25 protein-coding genes are annotated in these 24097 nt (G+C 44.2%); 1 reads left to right on the forward strand and 24 read right to left on the reverse strand.

The features are described from left to right. Positions 1-18: 18 nt before the first annotated feature. The 14 genes from ACXQIQ_RS04545 to smc form a co-directional block, all read right to left on the reverse strand. Positions 19-297: an EscU/YscU/HrcU family type III secretion system export apparatus switch protein gene (locus ACXQIQ_RS04545; RefSeq protein WP_439299935.1), complete on the reverse strand. Its 279-nt coding sequence runs from the start codon at positions 295-297 to the stop codon at positions 19-21. Beyond that, a complete protein-coding gene (locus ACXQIQ_RS04550; RefSeq protein ID WP_439299934.1) occupies positions 294-1844 on the reverse strand; it encodes a hypothetical protein in 1551 nt (516 codons plus the stop codon). The genes ACXQIQ_RS04545 and ACXQIQ_RS04550 overlap by 4 nt, the downstream gene beginning before the upstream one ends. A gap of 31 nt (positions 1845-1875) precedes the next feature. Beyond that, positions 1876-2676 (reverse strand): ribonuclease HII, encoded by an 801-nt coding sequence (locus ACXQIQ_RS04555; RefSeq protein WP_439299933.1) that lies wholly within the window; start codon positions 2674-2676, stop codon positions 1876-1878. Positions 2677-2762: 86 nt separating this feature from the next. Beyond that, complete coding sequence (ylqF, locus tag ACXQIQ_RS04560; protein WP_439299932.1) at positions 2763-3617, reverse strand: ribosome biogenesis GTPase YlqF; 855 nt, start codon at positions 3615-3617, stop codon at positions 2763-2765. A gap of 11 nt (positions 3618-3628) precedes the next feature. Then, positions 3629-4180 (reverse strand): signal peptidase I, encoded by a 552-nt coding sequence (gene lepB, locus ACXQIQ_RS04565; RefSeq protein WP_439299931.1) that lies wholly within the window; start codon positions 4178-4180, stop codon positions 3629-3631. Between the two features lie 181 nt (positions 4181-4361). Then, positions 4362-4709, reverse strand: coding sequence for a 50S ribosomal protein L19 (gene rplS, locus ACXQIQ_RS04570; protein ID WP_439299930.1), 348 nt, complete (start codon positions 4707-4709; stop codon positions 4362-4364). A 146-nt stretch (positions 4710-4855) separates the two neighbouring features. Beyond that, positions 4856-5593: a tRNA (guanosine(37)-N1)-methyltransferase TrmD gene (gene trmD / locus ACXQIQ_RS04575; RefSeq protein ID WP_439299929.1), complete on the reverse strand. Its 738-nt coding sequence runs from the start codon at positions 5591-5593 to the stop codon at positions 4856-4858. Then, entirely contained in the window at positions 5590-6111 is a 522-nt protein-coding gene (rimM, locus tag ACXQIQ_RS04580) for a ribosome maturation factor RimM (RefSeq protein ID WP_439299928.1), read from the reverse strand. The genes trmD and rimM overlap by 4 nt, the downstream gene beginning before the upstream one ends. Before the next feature lie 128 nt (positions 6112-6239). Beyond that, positions 6240-6467, reverse strand: a complete 228-nt coding sequence (locus tag ACXQIQ_RS04585; RefSeq protein WP_226551037.1) for a KH domain-containing protein — start codon at positions 6465-6467, stop codon at positions 6240-6242. Between the two features lie 16 nt (positions 6468-6483). Then, a complete protein-coding gene (gene rpsP / locus ACXQIQ_RS04590) occupies positions 6484-6756 on the reverse strand; it encodes a 30S ribosomal protein S16 (protein ID WP_226551039.1) in 273 nt (90 codons plus the stop codon). Between the two features lie 65 nt (positions 6757-6821). Further along, positions 6822-8177, reverse strand: a complete 1356-nt coding sequence (ffh, locus tag ACXQIQ_RS04595) for a signal recognition particle protein (RefSeq protein ID WP_439299927.1) — start codon at positions 8175-8177, stop codon at positions 6822-6824. Between the two features lie 13 nt (positions 8178-8190). After that, positions 8191-8520, reverse strand: coding sequence for a putative DNA-binding protein (locus tag ACXQIQ_RS04600; protein WP_439299926.1), 330 nt, complete (start codon positions 8518-8520; stop codon positions 8191-8193). Positions 8521-8784: 264 nt separating this feature from the next. Beyond that, on the reverse strand, positions 8785-9783 hold the full coding sequence (gene ftsY, locus ACXQIQ_RS04605) for a signal recognition particle-docking protein FtsY (protein WP_439299925.1): 999 nt from the start codon (positions 9781-9783) through the stop codon (positions 8785-8787). Between the two features lie 14 nt (positions 9784-9797). Continuing rightward, the gene (gene smc / locus ACXQIQ_RS04610; protein WP_439299924.1) at positions 9798-13364 is read right to left on the reverse strand and encodes a chromosome segregation protein SMC; all 3567 of its coding nucleotides are present in this window, start codon (positions 13362-13364) and stop codon (positions 9798-9800) included. A gap of 146 nt (positions 13365-13510) precedes the next feature. On the opposite strand from smc, the gene ACXQIQ_RS04615 reads away from it, so the two are divergent. Further along, entirely contained in the window at positions 13511-13738 is a 228-nt protein-coding gene (locus tag ACXQIQ_RS04615; protein WP_439299923.1) for a DUF1128 domain-containing protein, read from the forward strand. 46 nt (positions 13739-13784) lie between these two features. Here ACXQIQ_RS04615 and rnc read toward each other — a convergent pair whose 3' ends face one another. From rnc to ACXQIQ_RS04665, 10 genes are all read right to left on the reverse strand, one after another. After that, complete coding sequence (gene rnc / locus ACXQIQ_RS04620) at positions 13785-14546, reverse strand: ribonuclease III (RefSeq protein WP_439299922.1); 762 nt, start codon at positions 14544-14546, stop codon at positions 13785-13787. A gap of 118 nt (positions 14547-14664) precedes the next feature. After that, the gene (acpP, locus tag ACXQIQ_RS04625; RefSeq protein ID WP_439299921.1) at positions 14665-14898 is read right to left on the reverse strand and encodes an acyl carrier protein; all 234 of its coding nucleotides are present in this window, start codon (positions 14896-14898) and stop codon (positions 14665-14667) included. Positions 14899-15333: 435 nt separating this feature from the next. Next, positions 15334-16074 (reverse strand): 3-oxoacyl-[acyl-carrier-protein] reductase, encoded by a 741-nt coding sequence (gene fabG / locus ACXQIQ_RS04630; protein ID WP_439299920.1) that lies wholly within the window; start codon positions 16072-16074, stop codon positions 15334-15336. 4 nt (positions 16075-16078) lie between these two features. Next, a complete protein-coding gene (fabD, locus tag ACXQIQ_RS04635) occupies positions 16079-17020 on the reverse strand; it encodes an ACP S-malonyltransferase (protein ID WP_439299919.1) in 942 nt (313 codons plus the stop codon). Then, entirely contained in the window at positions 17021-18022 is a 1002-nt protein-coding gene (gene plsX / locus ACXQIQ_RS04640; RefSeq protein WP_439299918.1) for a phosphate acyltransferase PlsX, read from the reverse strand. It abuts the gene before it with no gap. 8 nt (positions 18023-18030) lie between these two features. After that, positions 18031-18603 carry a transcription factor FapR gene (gene fapR / locus ACXQIQ_RS04645; protein ID WP_439299917.1) on the reverse strand — a complete coding sequence of 191 codons (573 nt, stop codon included), beginning with the start codon at positions 18601-18603 and terminating at the stop codon, positions 18031-18033. Positions 18604-18684: 81 nt separating this feature from the next. Further along, on the reverse strand, positions 18685-20721 hold the full coding sequence (recG, locus tag ACXQIQ_RS04650) for an ATP-dependent DNA helicase RecG (RefSeq protein ID WP_439299916.1): 2037 nt from the start codon (positions 20719-20721) through the stop codon (positions 18685-18687). After that, positions 20721-21608 (reverse strand): L-serine ammonia-lyase, iron-sulfur-dependent, subunit alpha, encoded by an 888-nt coding sequence (gene sdaAA, locus ACXQIQ_RS04655; RefSeq protein ID WP_439301936.1) that lies wholly within the window; start codon positions 21606-21608, stop codon positions 20721-20723. Before sdaAA ends, recG begins: the two co-directional genes overlap by 1 nt. A 23-nt stretch (positions 21609-21631) precedes the next feature. Continuing rightward, entirely contained in the window at positions 21632-22294 is a 663-nt protein-coding gene (gene sdaAB, locus ACXQIQ_RS04660; RefSeq protein ID WP_439299915.1) for an L-serine ammonia-lyase, iron-sulfur-dependent subunit beta, read from the reverse strand. Positions 22295-22411: 117 nt separating this feature from the next. Then, positions 22412-24082 (reverse strand): DAK2 domain-containing protein, encoded by a 1671-nt coding sequence (locus tag ACXQIQ_RS04665; RefSeq protein WP_439299914.1) that lies wholly within the window; start codon positions 24080-24082, stop codon positions 22412-22414. Between the last annotated feature and the right edge of the window lie 15 nt (positions 24083-24097).

A 24097-nucleotide genomic window follows, 5' to 3' on the forward strand; every position in this document is an offset into this window, starting at 1 on the left:
GTGATTTCCTCATCCTTATTACGATTTCGGTTTAGCCGCCTGGTCAAGTTGATAAATGAATGCAAATACTTCCGCAACCGCTTGGTATAAGTTAGGCGGTATTTCACGATCGATATCAAGCTGGGATAGCAGGTGTACGAGAGAATCGTCCTGTTGTATCGGAACGCCGTTTTCTTCAGCTAACCTCATGATTTCTTCAGCTGTTTCACCTTTCCCTTTGGCTACGACCTTTGGAGCGGAGGTATTCGATTGGTCATACTTCAACGCAACTGCTGATTTACGTTTTTCATCTGTCATATCGAGAGGTCCACTCCTTGTATGGAAGCTTCCATCATGGTCGAATTGAGGTGTTTCTTTGACTCATTAACAGATTGTTCCACTTTTATGGTCGACAATGTATATCCATGCTCTACTAAACGCTCTTTCAGCATTTCTTTGAATGGAGGAATCAATTGATTTACATGCATTTGATCATTCACGATCTTCAACGAGATGACACGGTTTTGGACGTTCATATCGATTACTGTCTCGTTCAAATGTTGTAAATCAAGGTAGAACAGAATTCGACTATAGTCCTCATCGATCTCCCCGGATTGGTTTTGCTTTAAATCCCATCTCATCATCAAATCGCTTTTCCATTCTTTGAAATGTATAGGCATTTGATAAAACAGCGTCATCAACGATTGGTTCTCACTCGTATGCAGAAGTTGCTGTCCTGTAAGACGGTGCATGAGGGATTCTGCTTTATCGCGAATCGTAGAGGGTAATTCTTGATTCAGCAACTCTAGTAGTGCAGATTTTAATGATGGGTTTCTTTGTAACTCACCTATTTGATGGCTGATCAGATCTTTTTCCAAAGACAACCCTAACCCTTTGACCATCTCAATCAAACTGAATTGTGGTTTCTGATCCATCGTTTGTGTCAGTTGTTTCAGGTTACTCATTTGCGTTTGATTAAGTTGAGAAAACTGTTCTCGCAAGTAAACTTCCGCATTCCTAGGTGACATGTTCAGCTTCAAACTTTGTAACAGCATTTCATCAGTAGGTAAAGAAAGCGTTGTTCCTTTAACGGTTGACTGTTGATCATTATGTTGTGTTGGTAATGGCAGCTTCAATGACTGGAAAAGATCCTGAATCTGTTGCTTAACCGCAAGACTCGTATCAGGTTGCTGGTACATCATAAACAAATGTTTAACCGTTTGAAGATTGGTTAAAGGTGTGATACTTGTTTTCAATGTTTGAATCGCACTGGTCACATTATTGATGGCTTTTTCATTACCAGACATGCGCTGTTGTTGTAATAACTGCATCAGGTCATCTATTTCTGCAGACATCGGTGTTGACGATTGTGCATGATAAAGTGCTTTGAAGACGCCATCGGTTTGCGGAAGATTCTTAAGCACCATCGTCTTGATAGCCTGAATGCCTTTTTCATTAGAGCTTACCTGAGCGAGCCATTGTTCTGCCTTCCCTATCGTCTCCTTTGTCATCGGAAGTTGTTCCCGACTCAATGCCTCCACGAGTAAACGGAGCTGTGGATTCAACTTTCGTATGCCTATACTTTGAGGTGGAGGTGTCTGGGTCCCCTTGGCCCCTTCTATCACTTGTAAGAGAGGTACGGATCCGCTCGAATTCGGTTTGACCTGGAACCAATACTTTTCTCCAAGGGATAAACCTGTCATCAATTGTGCCGTCATGTTTTTGCCAGCAAGCTGAATCTTGGCCATATCATTCGGGTACAAAGCCAGCACTTTACCCGAAAAAATCTGTCCAGGTTTAAGCTCTATTTTCGAATTGAACCTGGTCAGGTTCGTCATAATCGTCTCAATGGATAATGCTTTCATACCATCACGCCTCTTTTAAGATCTCACTACTTTATTTATCGTCATAGAGGGATAATTGTTTGGTATTTCGTTCTGAAACAGGTGCGAATGTTTTTCGGTGTTCCGGGGTGACTCCGTGGATATTCAAGGCTTCCAAATGTTGAGCAGTCCCATAACCGACATTGGAATGAAACGCGTAGGCAGGGTACTGTTGCCCGACTTCTTTCATATACCGGTCTCTCGTCACTTTCGCGATGATGGATGCTGCAGCTATTGAATTGCTTCTGCCATCACCTTTGATGAGTGATTCTTGAGGCAGATCTATATCCAATTTCATTGCATCGATCAGCAAGTAGTCTGGTTGGATTGGTAAGTCCTCAAGCGCTTTCAACATCGCAAGTTTACTGGCTTCATATATATTGATGCGGTCGATTTCTTCTGCTGTTACCATTCCAACTCCGATTGCTACCGCTTTTGAAATGATTTCATCATATAGTGCTTCCCTCTTCATTTCAGGAATCTTCTTCGAATCATCCAGACCGATGATGCTAGCATCAGGATTGAGGATGACCGCACTGGCCACTACCGGACCTGCAAGCGGACCACGACCGACTTCATCGATTCCTGCAATTTTACGAAATCCTTGTGTATAGCATTTTTGTTCGAACTGGGACATTTCTATGTAACGCTGTTGACGACTTTCCTCTTCTTGTCGTCTTTTGCACCACTGAGCCCAAAGTTTCTGAACCCCTTTACGCTCGTCCTTTTCAATCTCTTGAATGACTTCATTGCTCACGTTACCTTCGACACTCTCTAAGTATTTCTGAATCTCTTTTATGGATTTGTTCTTCATGTGGAACTCCTTATCTGTTTGCTGAATTCTTTCTTATGTAAATAAAACAAGACCCTGTCAGCCGATATCCAACAAGGTCTTTGTCTTTAAAAGTCAGATGGACGCTCGAACGAGAGAGGTCCGAGTTTTTCTGAACGAAGATCTCTTAAAATGATTTCTGCAGCTTTCTCATAATCGATTTCTCCACCTTTTATAAGGCATCCTCTTTTTCTGCCGATTTCTTCGAAAACCTCAAGAGGGGGTGCAGATGTGTCTTCGAGATTGTATCTTTCCATAAGCTTGTCAGGATACATCTCCTTCAAATATTGAACGGCAAAGAAAGCAATGTCGCCGAAATCAAGTATTTCATCCTTGATCGCACCGGTGACAGCCAATCGATACCCTGTCGTCTGGTCCTCGAACTTCGGCCAAAGGATTCCAGGGGTATCCAAGAGCTCGATTTCCTTCCCCACCTTAATCCACTGCTGACGTTGTGTAATTCCAGGCCGGTCTCCAGTTTTTGCAATCTTTTTGTTGGCCAGACGGTTGATAAGGGTAGATTTACCAACATTCGGGATACCCAAGATCAATCCTCTCACTGCTCGAGGCTTAATTCCTTTTTCAATCATTTTATCGATTTTATCCTTCATCAGGTCCTTTGCAATGTCTGAAATCCGATTCAAACCTTGGCCTGTTTTCGAATTGACTGTTACCGTCCGCAATCCTTTTTCAGAGAAGTACACTTCCCATTGTTTCGTAACAGCGGGATCAGCCATATCCGACTTATTGAGAAGAATCAGTCTTGGTTTGTGCTCGACGATTTCATCAATCATCGGGTTTCTTGAAGAAAGAGGTACTCTAGCATCTACAAGCTCGAATACGACATCGATCATCTTCAACTTCTCAGTTATTTCTCTTCTAGCTTTTGCCATATGGCCAGGAAACCATTGGATTTGTTTCATTGTGTATTCACCTACTCTAATACATTCAAATGATCGACAGGCCAAAAAATGACGTTTGCTTTACCGATGATTGCATCCATCGGGATCGCTCCAATATTCCGGCTGTCCTTACTATGTTGTCTATTGTCTCCGAGTACGAACAGATGACCTTCAGGGACCGTTTTCGTTCCGATTTCCTCACTTAGTTGAAAATTATCCGTCAATGTCCCGTCAGGAATAGATTGTTTATATTCGTTCAAATAAGGTTCAGGAACTTCTTGATCATTGACAAATAGGGTGTCGTCTCGATACTCGATTTCATCACCTGGGAGACCGATGACTCTTTTGATGTAGTCTTTCCCCTCAGGGGCATTAAATACAATGATATCAAATCGTTCCGGCTTGCCGATATCATAGCTGATCTTATTGACGATCATCCGGTCGCCATTATGCAATGTCGGCATCATCGATTCACCATCTACTACAATCGGAGCGAACAAGAAATACCGGATCCCTGCGGCAATCGCTAAGGCAATCACAAGTGCTTTTATCCACTCCCAGGATTCACTTTTCCCCTTGGCCATTTCTCCACCTCGTTTAATCTATTTCCTCTTTATATACTACTATTTCAACTATTATTCAATCAATATGTAAAATAAGCGCAGTCGCCATTGGTCCACTGAATCTTAGACGCCTCTTTACTTTCTTTACGTATATGAAAAAAGGAGCTTGTCTCCAAGCTCCTTCTTACGTCTTTGATTTTGCTTATCTGCGGATCTCTTTGATACGCGCAGCTTTTCCACGTAGTGCACGTAGATAGTAAAGCTTCGCACGACGTACTTTACCGTGACGTACAATGTCGATCTTAGCGATTTTTGGAGAGTGTACAGGGAATGCACGCTCAACTCCAACACCGTAAGAAATCTTACGTACAGTGAAAGTTTCACTGATGCCAGATCCACGACGCTTGATGACTACACCTTCGAATACCTGGATACGCTCACGCGTACCTTCGACAACTTTTACGTCTACACGTACAGTGTCTCCTGCACGGAATTCAGGCAAGTCTGTCTTTAACTGCTCTTTTGTAATATCGTTAAGTAGTTGTTGCATCGGGTATTCCTCCTTCCATACAAATGCTCTTGTTTATGCCTTTTCCATCATAACAGCGGAACATCGTAATCAAGTGACATTAGCCACAAAGAATATCATAGCATATAGAAGCCTATGAAGCAATATATCTCATAAGATTTTCTCTATCAACCATTGTTTTCCTTGAGCGATTCAAGGTATCGTTTTTCTTCTTCCGTCAATGAGCTTTCCTTGATAAGATCCGGTCGTCTTTCGTAGGTCCGTTTCAAGGACTCCATACGGCGCCAATCCTCGATCTTTGCGTGATCCCCTGACAAGAGTATCTCTGGCACCTTCATACCTCGAAATTCAGCCGGACGCGTATAATGGGGGTGCTCCAAATATCCAGATGAATGGGAATCCAGTTTAGCCGATTCTACGTTTCCGAGCACTTCAGGAAGTAAACGGGTCACACCATCAATGACGACCATTGATGCAAGTTCACCGCCGGTGAGCACGTAATCTCCAATGGAGATTTCATCGGTGACGAGATGCTCCCGGATCCTTTCATCATAACCCTCATAATGACCACAAAGGAAAATCAGATGTTCTTCTTCAGATAGCTCTTCCAGTTTCCGTTGGCTCAGCCGCTCACCTTGAGGGCACATCATGACAACTCTCGGTTGATGCTCGGTCCCTTCTTTCATCGCATCAACAGCATCAAACAACGGCTGCGGCGTCAACACCATACCAGCCCCGCCGCCGTATGGATAATCATCGACTTTCCGATGTTTGTTTTCGGCAAAATCCCGAAAGTCAGTCACCCTATATTCCACAGCACCTTTTTCCTGTGCTTTTTTTAATATGGAACTGTTGAGCACGCCGTCAAACATTTCCGGGAAGAGAGTTAGAATATCAATCTTCATTCTAACAGCCCTTCCATTGGTTCAATTTCGATCCGTTTATTTTCAACGTCGATCTCTCTCACAACTTGTTCAATATAAGGGATAAGATACTCTTTCTTGTTCACTTTTGATTCTACGACCCAAACATCATTCGCACCTGGAGAAAGAATCTCTTTCACTTTACCGATTTCTTCTCCAGAAACCGTGAAGACATCACATCCGATGATTTCATAATAATAGAACTCGCCTTCATCCAATTCCTTCAGGACATCTTTCTTCACTTTCAAGAGTCCATCTCGCAATGGCTCTACATCGTTGATATTCGGATAGCCTTCGAAAGCAACGAGATCGAATTGCTTGTGTTTACGATGCGACCGGACGACCAATGGAATCGGTTCAGCTTTGTTCGGATGAAACAAGTGCAGCTCAGCACCTTCTTCATATCTTTCTTCTGGAAAATCCGAACGCGTGATGACTCTTACTTCCCCTCTGATGCCGTGCGTATTCACAATCTTCCCTACATTCAACCATTCGCTCATCTGTTCTCCTCCGATTAGCGTTTTCTACTAGCTTGATAAAAATGAACAGAACCTATACGTTAATCCGCCGTTCATCATTCGTCAGATATAAAAGAAAGGCGGGGTTGCCCCCACCTCTTTCTCAAAACTCAAACGATCTCTAAATGGATCTTTTTGTTTTCGTTCGTACCAGCTGCATTGATGACGGTACGAATCGCTTTTGCAATGCGACCTTGTTTGCCAATGACTTTGCCCATGTCTTCACTATGGACGCTGAGCTGATACGTAATTGAAGAATCTGTCTTCACTTCTTCTATGCGTACTTCTTCTGGGTGATCGACAAGAGCTTTTACGATTGTTTCGATTAACTCTTCCATTATCGTCACACCTTACTTATTTTTGGTTTTTTGCGTTGTGAAGCTTTTCCATAAGACCTGCATTTGAGAACAGGTTACGAACTGTGTCAGAAGGTTTTGCACCTTTCAACATCCACTCAAGTGCTTTTTCTTCGTCGATTTTTACGTCGATTGGTTGAGCGATCGGGTTGTAGTAACCAATCTCCTCGATGAAACGTCCATCACGAGGTGAACGAGAGTCTGCTACGACCAAACGATAAAATGGAGATTTTTTTGCTCCCATACGCTTTAAACGAATTTTAACTGCCATCTATAATTCCTCCTAGAATTTGTTTTAAATTATTTTTACGGTAATGACTACCGGTCCACACAATGTTACATGAATGGGAATTTCATGCCACCCATTCCGCCTTTTTTCTTGCCTTTTTGCTGCATATTGGACATTTGTTTCATCATCTTCTTCATGTCCTCGAATTGCTTCAAGAGTCGATTGACCTCTTGTACGGTACGACCGCTTCCTTTGGCGATACGTTTCTTTCGACTTGCGTTAATGATTTCGGGTTGAACCTTCTCAGCTTTTGTCATCGACTTGATGATTGCTTCTACATGGTTCAACTGCTTCTCATCTACCTTGACGTTTTTCAGTTGTTTCATCTGTCCAGAGCCAGGCAGCATGCCGAGTAACTCATCTAGTGGTCCCATGCTTCTTACCTGGGTAAGTTGGTCAAGGAAATCCTCAAAGGTAAAGCTCATCGTACGCATTTTCTCTTCGAGCTCTTTCGCCTTCTTCTCATCTACATTGGTTTGCGCCTTCTCGATAAGGGACAATACATCTCCCATTCCGAGGATTCTAGACGCCATCCGTTCAGGATGGAATGGCTCCAGTGCGTCCAGCTTTTCACCCATACCGATGAATTTGATCGGTGTATTCGTCACGGACTTGATGGACAATGCTGCACCACCGCGCGTGTCTCCATCGAGCTTCGTCAGAACGACTCCGGAGAGTCCGAGCTGATCATGGAAACTTTGTGCGACATTTACGGCATCTTGTCCAGTCATTGCATCGACAACGAGTAGGATTTCATCAGGCTTCGCAATCTCTTTGATTTGAGAGAGCTCGTCCATCAATCCTTCATCGATGTGCAAGCGACCTGCAGTATCGATAATCACATAATCGTGATGTTCTTCTTTCGCTTTCTCGATCCCTTGCTTCGCAATTTCAACCGGACTTACATCCGTTCCAAGATCGAATACGGGCATGCTTAGCTGTTTTCCAAGTGTTTGCAATTGGTTGATCGCGGCAGGTCTGTAGACGTCTGCTGCGACGAGCAATGGTTTGCGGTTGTTTTTCTTGCGCAAGTGATTGGCAAGCTTCCCCGTTGTGGTCGTCTTACCGGCACCTTGCAAACCTACCATCATGATGACGGTCGGTGGTTTGTTGGCGACAGCGATTTTACTCTGTTCTCCACCCATCAACTCGGTCAGTTCCTCATTGACGACTTTGACGACTTGTTGACCAGGTGTGAGACTCTCAAGTACCTCTTGACCGATTGCTCTTTCTTTCACTTTAGCGACGAATTGCTTTACAACTTTAAAGTTGACGTCAGCTTCCAATAACGCTAGTCGAACCTCTCGCATCATGACTTTGACGTCCGCTTCGGTAACTTTACCTTTACCACGGACTTTCTGAAGTGTCTGTTGAAGTCGGTCGGCTAATCCTTCAAATGCCATCTAGTGCCGCCTCCTAATCCAATTCTTCGATACGATCGATCGTACCAAGAACGGTTTTCTGATCCTTCTCCTCAGCAATCTGTTGACGGAGTGTCTCGAGAAGTTGCTGGCGTCTCTGATATTTTTCGAGAAGTTCTAGCTTTTCTTCGTATTCTTCAAGCATAAGCTCTGTACGTTTGATATTGTCATATACAGCTTGACGGCTTACATCATAACTTTCGGCAATTTCTCCAAGGGACAAATCGTCGAGATAATAAAGCGCCATGTAATTTCGCTGCTTTGGAGTCAAAAGTGCATGATAGAAATCGTACAAAAAATTGACTCGTGTCGTTTTTTCGAGCACTTTTTCCACCCCTTGTTAAGCGAAATGCCTTTACGATTAATCATACTACACCCCATAGAAACCTTTGTCAAGTTTTTTTCTTAACATCAGTTTGCAGTGCCAGGTACCATTTTTGAAGCCTGTCACATCAAGCTTCCTCTATGGTACCTGGCACCACCTAAGAAGCTTGATATGACAGCATTTCTGAGCAGTACCTGGCACTGCTCAGGGTTCCAATGAAAAACACACGCGGTGTGCGTGTGTTCTCTTTTCACATCTCTTTGATCAATTGATGGTTTCGTCTTGTTCTTCCATAATCAGGTCTGAGAATAATCCATATACGAATCGATCAGCATCGAACTCATATAGGTCATCGACTTTCTCGCCAAGTCCGACCAATTTTACCGGAATCTCGAGTTCATGACGGATCGCTAGGACGATTCCACCTTTAGCCGTTCCATCCAGTTTCGTCAAGACAAGGCCGCTGACATCTGTCGTTTGGCTGAATGTCTTCGCCTGGCTCATCGCATTTTGACCCGTTGTTGCATCGACGACGAGAAGCACTTCATGTGGAGCGTCTGGAATCTCACGTCCGATGACACGTTTGATTTTCTCAAGCTCGTTCATCAAGTTGACTTTATTCTGAAGTCGACCTGCTGTATCACATAACAATACATCTACCCCACGGGATTTTGCGGACTGGACTGCATCAAACACCACCGCTGCAGGGTCTGAGCCTTCACTATGTTTGACAACATCTACCCCGACTCGGTCGCCCCATACTTGCAATTGATCGATTGCACCTGCACGGAACGTATCTCCTGCTGCCATCATGACCGTCTTACCTTCCTGCTTCAGCTTGTGCGCGAGTTTTCCGATCGATGTCGTCTTCCCGACACCATTCACTCCAACAAACAAGATGACAGTCAATCCATCCTCTTGTATGTTCAGTTTGTTATCTTCATCTTCTTTTTCCAAGAACTCGGCAAGCTTTTCTGATATGACGACTTGCAATTTTTCAGTGTCTTTGATGTTCTGACGTCTCGCTTCATCTTTCAATTCGTCAATCAGATCCATGACGGTCGCAACACCGACATCCGCTTCGATGAGGATCTCTTCTAATTCCTCAAAGAACTCCTCATCGACTTTACGGTAATTTTTGACGAGCTCGTTGACCCGTGTTGAAAAAGAATTACGGGTCTTCTCCAGACCATCTCTAAACTTCTCTGTTACGGTTTCACTTTGGTTCGTGAACTTATCTTTCATTCGTTTGAAAAAACTCATGTTATCCTCCTAAACTACGTCGTTACTAATTCTTTCGTATCTTCTAATTTCACTGAAACAAGATTGGAGACGCCTGATTCCTGCATGGTGACGCCATACAGTACATCTGCCTCTTCCATCGTTCCTTTACGGTGTGTGACCACAATGAACTGGGTCTCTTTACTGAAAGCACGCAAGAATTTTGCAAACCGGCTTACGTTCGCTTCATCCAGTGCAGCCTCTACCTCGTCCAAAATACAGAATGGCACAGGCCGGACTTTCAGGATCCCAAACAACAGTGCGATTGCGGTTAGTGCTCGTTCTCCTCCAGAAAGCAGGGCCATATGCTGAAGCTTCTTCCCAGGAGGTTGCGCGAGGATGTTGACCCCTGTGTTCAACAGATCCTCGGGGTCAGTCAATTCAAGATCCGCTCGTCCCCCTCCGAAGAGTTCACTGAATATCGTCCGGAAGTGTGTGCGGATCTCAAAAAATGACTCCTTGAACCGTTTCGTCATTACTTCATCCATCTCTGTAATGATACCGTATAATGTAGCTTTTGCTTCATTCAAGTCGTCACGCTGATCTGTCAAGAAGTTATATCGCTCAGAAACACGCTCATACTCATCAATTGCACCCAGATTGACCGTACCTAATTCTTCGATCGCCTGCTTGATCAGTTTCACTTTCGTACGAGCTTCATCGGGGTCCATCTCCAGTTTGTACTTTTCTTTCGCCCGCTCATACGTCAACTGGTATTCTTCACTCAAGTGAGTCAATCGATTTTCAAGCTCCACATCCAGGCGGTTCATCCGAACTTCTTCTTGGTGAATGCCGTCTGACATCTGCTTATGGACTCTTTTCAATTCTTTCAGTTCCATTTCGTGCTTTTCGATATTCTCTTGTCTTTCCGTCCGCTCTTTACGACGGTCACCAATCAACTGGATGGTCGCATCCTTATCTTTTCGATGCTGTATGATCTGCTCGTCCAACGCTTCTTCATCAGAAGAACTCGTGTTCACTGCTTCCTCTAACAACCAGAATTCTTCTTCCGCTTCCTCTAAGACTTGGACTGTTTCATCCAAATCATTCTGTAGACGACGAACAGTATCTTTTGAGTTCGTGTACTGTTGCTCACATTGAGCGACGTTCACCTTAAGCGTCGTAATGGACTCATTCAAGTCTTCCTTCGTCGTTTGGGCGTTTTTCTTCTGATGCGTCAAACGTTCGACTTCAGTTTCAAGTTCAGACGCTTTATCTTCAGAGGTCTTTAACGATCCTTTCAAGGTTGATATCCTTTTTTCCATCGTTTCCTTTTCTGAATGGAATGCACCTTTCTCACGGTCATACAGATAGAGATGCTCGTTGATGTTTTTGCTTTCGAGTTCAATCTCACGGAGTTCGCCTTTCAACTGTTGTTCCTTAAGACGAATTTGCTCCCCGTTCTCGCGCATCGACTCCATACTCGACTTCTGTTCTTGCAACTCAGCTTTCCCGTTTTTCACTTCCATTTCCAGCTTTTCGGTCTGGACTTCCATGGAAGATAATTTTTCAGTGATTGTTTCTAGTTCTCGTTGTCTCGATAACAGGGAGCTGTTCTTCTGCTTCATGCTACCACCTGACATCGACCCGCCCGGATTGACGACATCACCTTCAATGGTGACGATTCTGTATCGATGCTTCAAGAGCCTAGCCAATGCGTTCGCACCTTCTAAATTTTGTGCAATCACTACATTACCAAGCAGATTTTCAATGACGTTTCGATAACGATCGTCAAAGGTGACAAGATCGGAAGCAATCCCGATAAAGGAGTTATGGCTGCGTACCTTCTCTACCTCTTGTGAAGGCAGTTTTCGGCTTCGAATGACCGACATTGGTAAAAAGGTCGCTCGTCCAAGTCGTTTCTGTTTGAGGAATGTAATGGCGGCTCGCGCATTTTCTTCAGAATCTACAACGACATTCTGCGTAGCTGCACCAAGGGCTGTTTCCAAGGCGGTCTCTTGTTCCTTCTCTACTGTCACAAGCTCAGCAACTGCCCCTTCAATGCCCTTCAAACGTTTTCTACGTTCCTTAAGAATCTCTCGGACTCCCTGGAAAAAACCACTGTAATCGTCCTGCATTTCCTCAAGCATTTCTTTTTTCGAACGGAATTGTTGGATGAACTGATAGGCTTTGTAAAGGTTCGATTCTTTTTCAGAAAGCTTCGATTCATCTTGCTCAATTTGTCTTTTCAACTTCAGAAAACCGTCCATCTGTGTTTCCAGCTGCTCTTGCACAACCGACAACTGCTCCGTAAGTTCAGCTTTTCTGGTGGTGATTTTCTCCCGCTCTTCAATATATTGCTCATGACGTTCATCGAGTTTGCTCGTTTTGTTCGATTGCTGCTCAAGCTGCTCCGTCAAATAACGGATTTCGTTTTTGATCGAGGTCTGCTCATTCAAGCAATCGAAGAATTGGCTTTTCAACTGTTCAAGCTCTTCTTCAATGTTCTTGTCCATCATGACGAGCTGACCTTCTTCATCCTTCAACTGCGCCTTCAATTGACTTAGCTTGTCCTGATGCTGTTTCAACACTTCTTTTTCACTGGTCAACATTTTATCAATGGATTGTTTCTTCTCTTTGTAACTCGCAATCTTCTTTGTCAGCTGTTCTTTATTCTGATGATAGTTCTTCTTTCTCTCCCGCATGACTTCACGTTTACCTTCATGCTTTTCAAGCTCTTCGCTGACGTTCAGCAAGACATCTTGCAATTCATCAATCGACTCATCCAAAGCAGACAACTCGTCCCGGATCTTATCGATGGAAGCCTCTTTTTCAAGCACTCGTTCTTGAAGCTTCACTTCTTCCTCTTTCAATCGTTCAATCTCTTTGGACTTCGCTTCCCAGCGACTATGTAGATCCTCTATTTCATGGACGATCAATGCGGATTCGATGACCTCAAGCTCACTTTTTTTATCAAGATAATCTCTTGCAATGGAAGCTTGGATCTTGAGAGGCTCGACTTGATCTTCCAATTCATAAAGAATATCTTCCACTCGATTGAGGTTCTCTTCTGTTTCCTTAAGCTTTTGCTCCGCCTTGATCTTACGTGTCTTATATTTCAAGACCCCAGCCGCTTCTTCAAAAATTTTTCTGCGGTCTTCTGGTTTACTGCTTAAGATCTCTTCGACTTTACCTTGTCCGATGATGGAATAGGCTTCTCTCCCTAAACCGGAATCCATGAACAAATCGATGATGTCCTTCAATCGACATTGCTGACGGTTGATCAAGTATTCGCTATCTCCAGATCGGTACACTCTACGAGTAATACTGATTTCATTATATTCAATCGGTATATGCTGATCTTCGTTATCCAATGTAAGTGTCACTTCGGCAACATTCAGTGGTCTACGTGTATCACTACCTGCAAAGATGATGTCTTCCATTTTAGCGCCACGCAGCGATTTGGCTGATTGTTCACCAAGCACCCATCGGACTGCATCCGATATATTACTTTTCCCACTGCCGTTCGGGCCAACAACAGCTGTAACCCCTGGAACGAACTCGATTCCGATTCGTTCAGCAAAGGACTTGAACCCTACGACATCTAAACGTTTGAGGAACATGTAAGATTCCCCCTTCCCTTGAATACATACCTATATATTTTATCATAAAGAGGAAAGCTGAAGAAGAACACAAGTGAAATTCAACAAGTGCCCATGATTCATGCTACAATGAAAATTGATCAACGAATCGTAGAAAGGATGGTTCTGTGAATCTTAGTGTCAAAAGCCAGGAAAATATGGCGTATATGCTTGAGCAAATGCAAAAACAAATGCAAGTTGTCAATACAGGCGTCATGCGCTCTGAAGACTTTGATGTCGATCAATATGAAGATCTGAAGGACTTATATGAATTCGTCATGAAAAAAGACCATTTCAGTGTCAGTGAGACTGAAGGCATCATTCAAGAATTGAGTGAGTTGCGCAAAAGTAAATAAGTCAAGAAAGGGTTGCCTCCATAGAGGCAACCCTTCTTCATTCCGCTCATTTAGAGTTCAAGTATTGTAATGCTTCTCGGGCGGCCTGCTGCTCCGCTTCTTTCTTGGAACGGCCATGCCCTACTCCTAATCGTTCACTGCCCAAATATACTTCTGATGTGAATTCACGGTTGTGTGCAGGACCTGTTTCTTGTACGATCCGATAATCAAGTGTACCGTGATTTTCACGTTGTATGAATTCCTGTAGCTGACTCTTGAAATCCATCACATGGGAAAAAGCACCTTCATTAATCTTAGGATACACATATTCGTCCAAAAAGCTCTCTACCACTTCTAGTCCCTGATCGAGATAAAGAGCACCGATGAAGGCTTCGAAAACATCCGCCAATAGCGCAGGTCGAGTACGTCCACCTGTATTTTCTTCCCCTTTACCTAATAAAACAAGATCTCCGAATTTCAATTGATGTGCAAAGGTCACTAGTGATGGTTCACATACGATGGCTGCACGTAGCTTGGTCAATTCACCTTCGGACATATTGTGATATTTCTTATACAAGTACTGTGAAATCGTCAGCTCAAGGACTGCATCTCCTAAAAATTCGAGGCGTTCGTTATCGTCACTTGGACGTTTACGATGCTCATTCACATACGATGAATGAGTAAAAGCTTGAAACAACAACTTTTCATTATTGAAGTGGATGTGCAATTCTTTTTGAAACGCAGCAAAACGGACTGAAAGTTCTTCTTTCGTAAAAGGTCTGCGTTTCGGTCTTGGATATTTATTCTTTGATGAAGTACGGTTGGACATAGTGACCTCCATAATTCCTTTCGCATGTCATTTTTCTAATGTGTATTCCATTTGTTTTTCCTTTATATTAGCAGAAAATTAGATAAAGGGCTGACCGGTAAGGGTCAACCCCGACAAACTATTGATGGCTGTTTATGTAATTCACTACATCGCCAACAGTAGCAATCTTTTCTGCATCTTCGTCAGAAATCTCCATATCGAACTCATCTTCAAGTTCCATAACAAGTTCAACAACATCTAGAGAGTCTGCTCCAAGATCTTCTTTAAAAGAAGATTCTACTTTCACTTCTTCCTCATCAACCCCTAAACGGTCAACGATGATTTTTGTAATACGCTCTTGAATGTCTGCCATGTCCGTTCACCTCCTCTCAAGTAATTATACGAGAAGTATACGACTTCGTAAATTGTGATTGTCTTAATCTTTTAGGTTTTGTTAAATAGTCATGTTGATTTCTTCAAAATCACTCCCACAGGATGTCCCGGCTTCGACGTTCACCACAGGAAGTGGTGGCTGTTAGTCGAAGATCCTTTTAAAAAGTGTGGGGTCTCGCCTGGCTCGCTATTCCCGCAGGAGTGTCGTAAATTTCATGCGAAATCACCAAGGAACAAAGCATCGTGATCTAAAAGCTTCAAATATTCTAAATGAAAGCTAAAAATTGAGGATAAACAGGGCCTCGAAATACAAGGCACGGCAGTTGCGAGGACCGGAGCGTATATATAATACGTGAGGATCCGAGCAACAACGTAACGCAGTAGTTCGAGAGACATGTTTACCAGAAATTTTTAGTTACATTACCATGCCGCCGTCTACGTGGATAGTCTGCCCCGTAATATAACTCGCCTCATCCCCCGCCAAGAACCTCACAGCAGCTGCGATATCTTCCGGTCGACCGAGTCTTGCGAGTGGGATCTGCTTGAGCATTTCATCTTTTACGTTCCCTTCAAGCGCGTCAGTCATGTCCGTTTCGATAAAGCCTGGTGCAACTGCGTTGACTGTGATGCCACGGCTGCACAATTCTTTTGCGGTTGATTTTGTCAGACCGATGACTCCTGCTTTGGCTGCAACATAGTTCGCTTGTCCTGGGTTGCCGGATACACCGACGATGGAGGCGATGTTGATGATACGTCCTGAGCGCTGTTTCATCATTTGACGGGTCACCGCTTTCGTGCAGTTGAAGACACCTTTAAGATTCGTGTTGATGACAGCGTCCCATTCTTCTTCTTTCATTCTCATCAACAGATTATCACGTGTGATTCCTGCATTGTTGACCAGAATATCAAGTGATCCGAACGTGGAGATGACTTCTTTGATCATAGAAGTTACGGAGTCCATACTCGCTACATCCGATTGGATTGCGAAGGCGTTACCTCCGTTTTCTTGGATCTCTTCAACAACTTTACGTGCTTTTTCTTCACTTCCAGAATAGTTGACGGCCACGGAAGCTCCTTGACGGGCAAGTTCAAGTGCAATTGCTCGTCCGATTCCTCTAGAAGCACCTGTTACTAACGCAGTTTTACCACTAAGCATCGTTTCATACCTCCTTCAGTTTTTCCATCGCAGCAGTCAATGATTCAGGATCAGATATGGCGATGGTCGTTGCACGACGATGGATTTTCTTCACTAATCCAGATAGAACCTTACCTGGTCCGATTTCGACGAATGTATCTACACCTTCGTCTAACAAGAACTGAATCGTTTCTTCCCAACGGACAGGAGAATATATTTGTTCGATCAATTTCTTCTTGATTTCAGAAGCTTCTGTGACTGCAGTAGCTGTTACATTCGCAACGACAGGGATCGCAGCATCAGAGAACGTCAATTCATCGAGGACGTCTCCCATCTTGTCCGCAGCTGGCTTCATCAATTCAGAGTGGAATGGACCACTGACTTGAAGAGGGATGATTCGCTTCGCTCCTTCTTCTTTTGCAATTTCAGAAGCTTTCTCTACTCCTTCTTTCGTACCGGAAATGACAATCTGACCAGGGCAATTCAAGTTCGCTAATTGGACAGAATCTCCTGCTTCCGTCACCCGGTTAGTGATGGTCTGAAGTGCATCAGCATCCATACCGAGGATGGCTGCCATCGCCCCTTCCCCTGCAGGAACCGCTTCTTCCATGAACATGCCGCGCTTTCGTACAGCATAAACCGCATCTTCAAACGAAAGTGCACCTGAAGCAACCAGAGCAGTATATTCACCCAGACTGTGTCCAGCGGTAAAGTCTGGTTGGACCCCGTGTTCTTCCATTGCTTTCAAGATCGCTATACTTGTAGTCAATAGTGCTGGTTGTGTATTCTCCGTACGTGTCAACGCATCTTCTGGACCGTTTTTGATGATATCCGATAGCGCATATTCAAGTCTTTGGTCCGCTTGCTTGAACACTGCTTCAGAGCGTTCGTTTACTTTTGCGATTTCTTGACCCATCCCTACTTGCTGGGAGCCTTGTCCTGGAAATAAAAATGCTACTTTACCCATTTATTCCTCATTCCCTTCCAATCGAGATGCCTTTTCTGTAATAATGTCCACCACGTCATGCTCTACCATATGGCGCGCTTGTCGAATCGCGTTCAAAATCGCATTTGCATCCGAAGAGCCGTGGGCTTTTATGACAGGAGCTCTTAAGCCGAATAAAGCGGCTCCCCCATACTCACTGTAATCCAGTTTTGCCTTCAACGCTTTGAATTGTGGTTTCAAGACCGCAGCTGCCAATTTACTTTTCATTGAGCTCATCAATTGTTCCTTCAACATTGAAAAGATCGACATCGCTGTTCCTTCAATTGTCTTCAAGACGAGGTTTCCAGAGAAACCGTCGCAAACGACAACGTCAGCAATTCCATCCAAAAGGTCACGTGCTTCCACATTTCCGACAAATTGGATGTGCTCTGAGTCTTTCAACATCTGATAGGTCTTCTTGGAAAGTTCATTTCCTTTCCCTTCCTCAGTGCCAACATTCAGCAAACCGACTCTCGGGCGTTCTATATCCCTTACTTTTTGACTGTAAACCGTACCCATCAAGGCGTACTGATATAGGTGTTCTGCTTTTGCGTCCATATTGGAACCGACATCCAACAACACAAATCCTTGTCCGTCTAGCGTAGGTAATGTAGGTGAAAGTGCTGGACGATCAATGCCTTTGATTCGACCTACGTGAAGAAGCCCGGTCGTCATCAACGCGCCAGTGTTCCCAGCAGAAATACAAGCATCCGCTCGACCTTCCTTCACTTCGACAGCAGAAAGGACCATTGATGCATCCTTTTTCCTTCTTACAGCTCTGACAGGTTCATCTTCACTCGTAATTTTTTCTGTTGTATGTAAAATGTTCAATCGGTCGGAATCACTTAAATATTTCTTGATTTCGTTTTCGTCACCGACCAATGTGATCTCTAAATCTTTATATTCTTTGACGGCTTCCATGGCACCCAGAACGACTTGCTCTGGTGCATGGTCACCTCCCATTGCATCAATGGCAATTCTCATCGATCCTTTTACGTCCCTTCTGTTTGCCTTTTATTCGAACGGAACATTGTGAAAATGCCCTCGAAGACCAGTTCTTGTTCTACATAACTTCTCACTTCGACAATTGTCCGATCAGCTTGATGTTCTTGGACCACTGCTTTAGCAACTACACGCTCGCCAACTTTCACCTGTCTCGTAAATCGTATATCCGATTTACTTGTGAGCGCCAGTTCATCGTTGATGATTGCAACAGCTAATGAATTGGCTTGTGCGAACAAATGATGACCACGTGCGATATTATGCCTTGAGAAAACATGCTCTTGTTTGATGTCGAGTATCGAGATAGCTGACTCATCAAGCTGCAAGTCGATGATTTCACCTATGACATCCTCAATGGAAAGAGCCTTGACTTCATCTAATTGTTGCTGAGCTACATTCTTGATCCTTTCCCGCAACTCTGGAATCGAGAGTTCCAGCCGATCCAGACGAATGGTCTGCACGCTGACCTGGAATTGATTCGCTAAATCTTCATCTGTAATGAAAGGATTGATTAGAATGGTCTCCTTCAACACTTGTTGACGTTCCTTCTTATTACGCTTCATTACTTCACCATCTCTTACTCTTATGAGTAGGTACTAAAAGTAGTATATAATGATTAGTCCTCATTTTCAAGGATAAGAGGACTAATCAAGCTCTTCCCAATGCTCAACCTGACTCATCAGCCAATTACGTAAAGAAGCGTACTCATCTTCTTTCCAAAATACATCGGAATTGACCATCGTTGCTGCATCTTGTCTGGCAAACTCGAGTGCACGATAATCATGCACTAAGTCAGCAACTTTAAATTCCGGGAGTCCGCTCTGCTTTTTGCCGAAAAAGTCTCCTGGACCACGAAGTTCGAGATCTCGTTGTGAAAGCTCGAAACCGTCATTCGTCTCGGTCATGATTTGCATACGTTCCTTTCCTACGTCCGATTTTGGATCTGCAATCAGGATACAGTAGGATTGCGCATCACCACGTCCGACACGTCCTCTCAATTGGTGAAGTTGGGCCAACCCGAAGCGCTCGGCGTCATAGACGACCATGACGGTAGCATTTGGAACATTCACTCCGACCTCAACGACCGTCGTCGATACGAGAACTTGGACATCATTCTTACTGAACCTCGTCATCATCTCTTCCTTCTCATCGACAGCCAACCTTCCATGCATCAAACCGACATTGAAATCCGTGAAATATTGTTGAAGCTGCGCATGCACATCTACAGCATTTTGGAAATCCATCTTATCCGATTCCTCGATCAACGGACAGATGACATAGGCTTGTCTTCCATTTTCAAGTTCTTTTTGGATAAAAGCCAGCACCCGATCCAACATGCCGTGCTTAGCCCAATAGGTTTCGATCGGCTTTCTACCTGCAGGCATCTCATCGATGGTCGACACATCCATGTCTCCGAACGCAGAAATGGCTAACGTTCGTGGAATAGGCGTCGCGGTCATGAACAGAACATCAGGAGTAATGCCTTTCTCCCGTAACACTTTCCGTTGATTCACACCGAACCGATGTTGTTCATCCGTTATGACGAGACCGAGATTTTGAAATTGAACTTCTCCTTGAATCAGAGCATGTGTACCGACTAGGAAATCGACTTCCCCTTCTTTCACCCGTTTCAAAATTTCTGCACGTTGCTTGCCTTTGATAGAACTCGTCAACAGCTCTACTTGGATGTCCATCTCTTTAAAAAGATCGGTCAAAGATTCATAGTGCTGCTCAGCTAAAATTTCTGTAGGTACCATCAGAGCGGATTGCATTCCTGCGGTTGCTGATGCATACATGCTAATTGCGGCAACAATCGTTTTCCCCGAACCGACATCACCTTGAAGTAACCGATTCATCCTATATGGGGAGCTCAAATCTTTAAGGATCTCATCTGTCACACGTTGTTGGGCTCCCGTCAATGGGAAAGGCAACGAATGGATGAACGCTTGCAGCTTGGCTTGATCAAATGCTCTCGCTTTTCCATCGGTTTTTTCCTTTTCTTGTTTGCGCCACCATTGCATCTTCAATTGGAAAAGCAACAGTTCCTCATACACGAAATATCTCCTTGCATGTTTCAGATGCTCATGGCTCTCGGGGACATGAATCCATTGAACCGCTTGCCTCCGCTCAATCAATTTGTACTGCTGTCGCTTCTCTTCCGGTAATATGTCCTCGATGTATCGGACATATTGATGAACGGTTTGATGGACGACATTTTTCACACGTTTGACCGTCCAATCTCCTTTAACAGAGTATACAGGCTCAATCTTTTCATCCTGTTCCTGATGACCAAATGTAACATGCTGCCCGGTGATTGTCAGTCGATGTTGATCCCATTTCCCAGTGATCGTCACAGGTTGCCCGATCGAGAAATTCTTCTTCAAAAAAGCTCGATTGAAAAAGACTGCAGTGACGAGATACTTGCCAACAAGGACTTTGACGGTCAATCTTGATTTCTTCCGGCCATAATAGCGTAAAGAAGGTTCGCTATGAACCTTCCCCTCTACAGTCGCTTTTTCATCATGCTTAAGTTCTGTCAGATCCTTTACTTGAAAATCCTCATAACGATAAGGAAAATACAAGAGCAGATCTTCAATTGTATAAATGTTCAGATCGGCAAGCTCTTCCGCACGAGCTTCACCGATCCCTTTCACTTGGGTAACAGGTTGATTCAAATCCATTATTTCTTCTTTAACGGAACTCCGTAGATCTTCGCTTCTAGCTCTCTACCTGTAGGAGTCGCCGCTAATCCTCCTTGTGCAGTTTCCTTCAATGCTGTCGGCATGGATTCGCCGATCTTATACATAGCGTCAATGACTTCATCACATGGAATTCGACTAGTGATGCCAGCTAAAGCCATATCTGCAGCGGTAATGGCGATACTTGCGCCGATTGCATTTCGTTTTACGCAAGGCACTTCCACGAGCCCAGCGACAGGATCGCAAACGAGCCCTAACATATTCTTCAACGCAATTGCCATCGCCTGTGCAGATTGCTCAGGGGAGCCACCTGCAAGTTCCACAATGGCTGCTGCAGCCATTCCAGTCGCTGATCCGACTTCAGCTTGACATCCTCCAGCAGCACCAGATATGGATGCGTTATTCGCCACGACAAATCCGAATGCGCCAGAAGTGAACAGATATCTGACCATCTGTTCGCGAGTCGGGTGAAGTTTATCTCGCAACGCAAACAAGGTACCTGGGACGACGCCAGCAGAACCCGCGGTCGGTGTTGCACAGATTGTGCCCATCGCAGCATTCACTTCATTCGTCGCTACTGCTTTACTGACTGCATCCAATACCGTAGTTCCTGCAAGACTTTTTCCACTCTCGATATATTTTTGCAAAAGGACAGCATCCCCGCCGGTGAGGCCGGAATGGGATTTCACGCCTTCCTTGATACCTTTTTCAACCGCTTGCTCCATGACATCAAGATTTTTTTCCATCAGGTCCATCACGGTTTCACGATCTCGCCCAGTCACATCCATTTCTTGCTGGATCATCACTTCAGAAATCGGGATATTCTTTGAGACGGCTCGTTCAACCAATTCACTGACATTACGGAACATCATATCGATAACCACCCTTCTATTTATTCATGAATTCGAGTTGCCTTGATGATGTGCGGTAGCTTTTCAATTTCTTCTAGGACGGAATCTTCCAAGTTCTGATCGACCTCGATAGTCATCAACGCTTCACTACCGACTTCTTTTCTGCCGACCTCCATATGTCCGATGTTGATTTCCAGTTTGGCAAGGAGATTGGCAACACCTGCAATCGCCCCATATCGATCATTATGGACGACGAGCAGAGCTGGATGATTACCGGATAATCGAAGTTCAAAACCGTTCAACTCAATGATTTCGATCTTTCCACCACCGATTGAAATCCCTACGATTTCAAGCTCCCCTTGCTCATCCCCCATCCGTATCCGAGCTGTATTGGGATGGTCGGTCAAAGCATCTTCTTCCGTCATTTTCACTTTGATCTTTTCTTTCTTTGCGATTTTCAAAGATTCACTGATCCGTTCATCGAACGTATCAAAGTCTAGGATTCCACCGACAATGGCTACATCGGTCCCATGACCTCTATAGGTCCTTGCAAAGGAACCGTAAAAGGATATATGTACCCAGTCCGGTTTACGTCCAAATAATGAGCGCGCTACCCGGCCGATTCGGGCTGCACCGGCTGTATGTGAACTGGAAGGACCGATCATGATTGGTCCGATGATATCAAAAACGCTTTTAAACTTCATCCTACATTCCTCCAGGATAAGCGGTTTTTTGGAACTATGATGGAAAAACTCCCCTGATATAGAATATTCCTACCCGATCGGTCTTCAGAAAGATCATGGTAGGAATATGTTTAGCGTTTATTCAACGGAAATGATATACGAATAGATGGGTTGTTGACCCGGATGGATTTCAACTTCCGCATCTGGGTAGTGCTCCGTAATATAATCTTCTAGCGCTTCAGCATCTTCCTGATTGGCATCTTCGCCATAAATGATTGTGACGATTTCATCATCTTCATCAATCATTTCAGACAAGAGAGCTTCCACCGCTTCTTTCTGGGACTTCTTCGACGTAACGATTTTCCCATCGAATATACCCATGAAGTCGTCCTTTTTGATTTCCACGCCATCAATCGACGTGTCTCTTACTGCGAACGTGATTTGACCGGATTTCACATGGCCAACCGCTTCAGTCATACTCTCTTGATTCTCTTCAAGAGATGCGCTTGGATTGAAGGCCAGTAGGGCTGAAATACCTTGTGGAACTGTTTTCGTCTTAACGACAGCAACGTCTTCATCTACAACAGAAGCTGCTTGTTCTGCTGCCATTACGATGTTCCCGTTGTTCGGTAGGATGATCAGCTTTTCAGCATGCGCTTCTTCGATGGCTTTCACGATGTCTTCCGTACTTGGATTCATCGTTTGACCTCCTGCAATCACGACAGTTGCTCCCAGGCTCTTGAATAATTCTTCAATGCCCGATCCCATTGATACTGTAATGATGCCGAAAGGTTTTTTCTTTTCTTGGACTTTGACTTTCGGTTCGTCCTTTTCACTTTCTAATATTGCCGTGTGCTGCTCGCGCATGTTTTCAATCTTAATATTGATCAGATCTCCATACGATTGCGCAAGAGACAGCATATCTCCCGGCTTTTCCGTATGTATATGAACTTTGACAAGTTCCTCATCCGAAACGACGAGCAAAGAATCACCATGTTCATTCAGCTCGTTACGGAAATCGTCTTCAGAAAACGGATTTTGATCCGTCTTCTCTTTCTTGAACTTGACCATGAACTCCGTGCAATATCCAAAATGGATATCTTCCGTTTTCATGTGCATTTGAGCTTTATGGTGCTCCGCGCTTACCAGTTCATCCATAGAAGGTCCGGAAATGCTTACTTCTGGCAACTCTTTTCCTTCAAGTACAGCTAAAAACCCTTCATAGATCGTGACGAGTCCTTGACCGCCAGAATCAACGACACCGACTTCCTTCAAAACCGGTAACAGATCCGGTGTACGATCAAGTGATTCTTTCGCTTCCTTCAACGTTTGCTCCATCAAGGAAACGAGATCATCCGTTTTACGGGCTGCCTTAGATGCTTTCTTCGCTGCATCCTTTGCAACTGTAAGGATTGTCCCTTCTACAGGTTTCATGACTGCTTTATATGCCGTTTCCACTCCGGCTTCCAATGCTTCCGCAAACAGCTTTGCGTCCACTGATTTTTTCCCTGTAAGTGCTTTAGAGAACCCTCGGAAAAGCTGGGAAAGAATAACACCAGAATTTCCTCGCGCTCCCATCAAAAGACCTTTAGAGAATGTAGATGCAATCAAACCTGCATCGTCCGTGTCAAGACCTTTCACTTCCTTCACACCAGAAGTGATGGTCAAATTCATATTGGTTCCTGTATCTCCATCCGGAACCGGGAATACATTCAGGGCGTCGACCATCTTCACATTTTTGTTAAGATTGTCCGCCCCATAGATAAACATCTGGGAAAGCTTTTTCCCGCCTAACTTCTTCTCTGTCACGAATTCTTCCTCCTC

The sequence above is a fragment of the Pseudalkalibacillus sp. Hm43 genome (genome assembly GCF_054170705.1).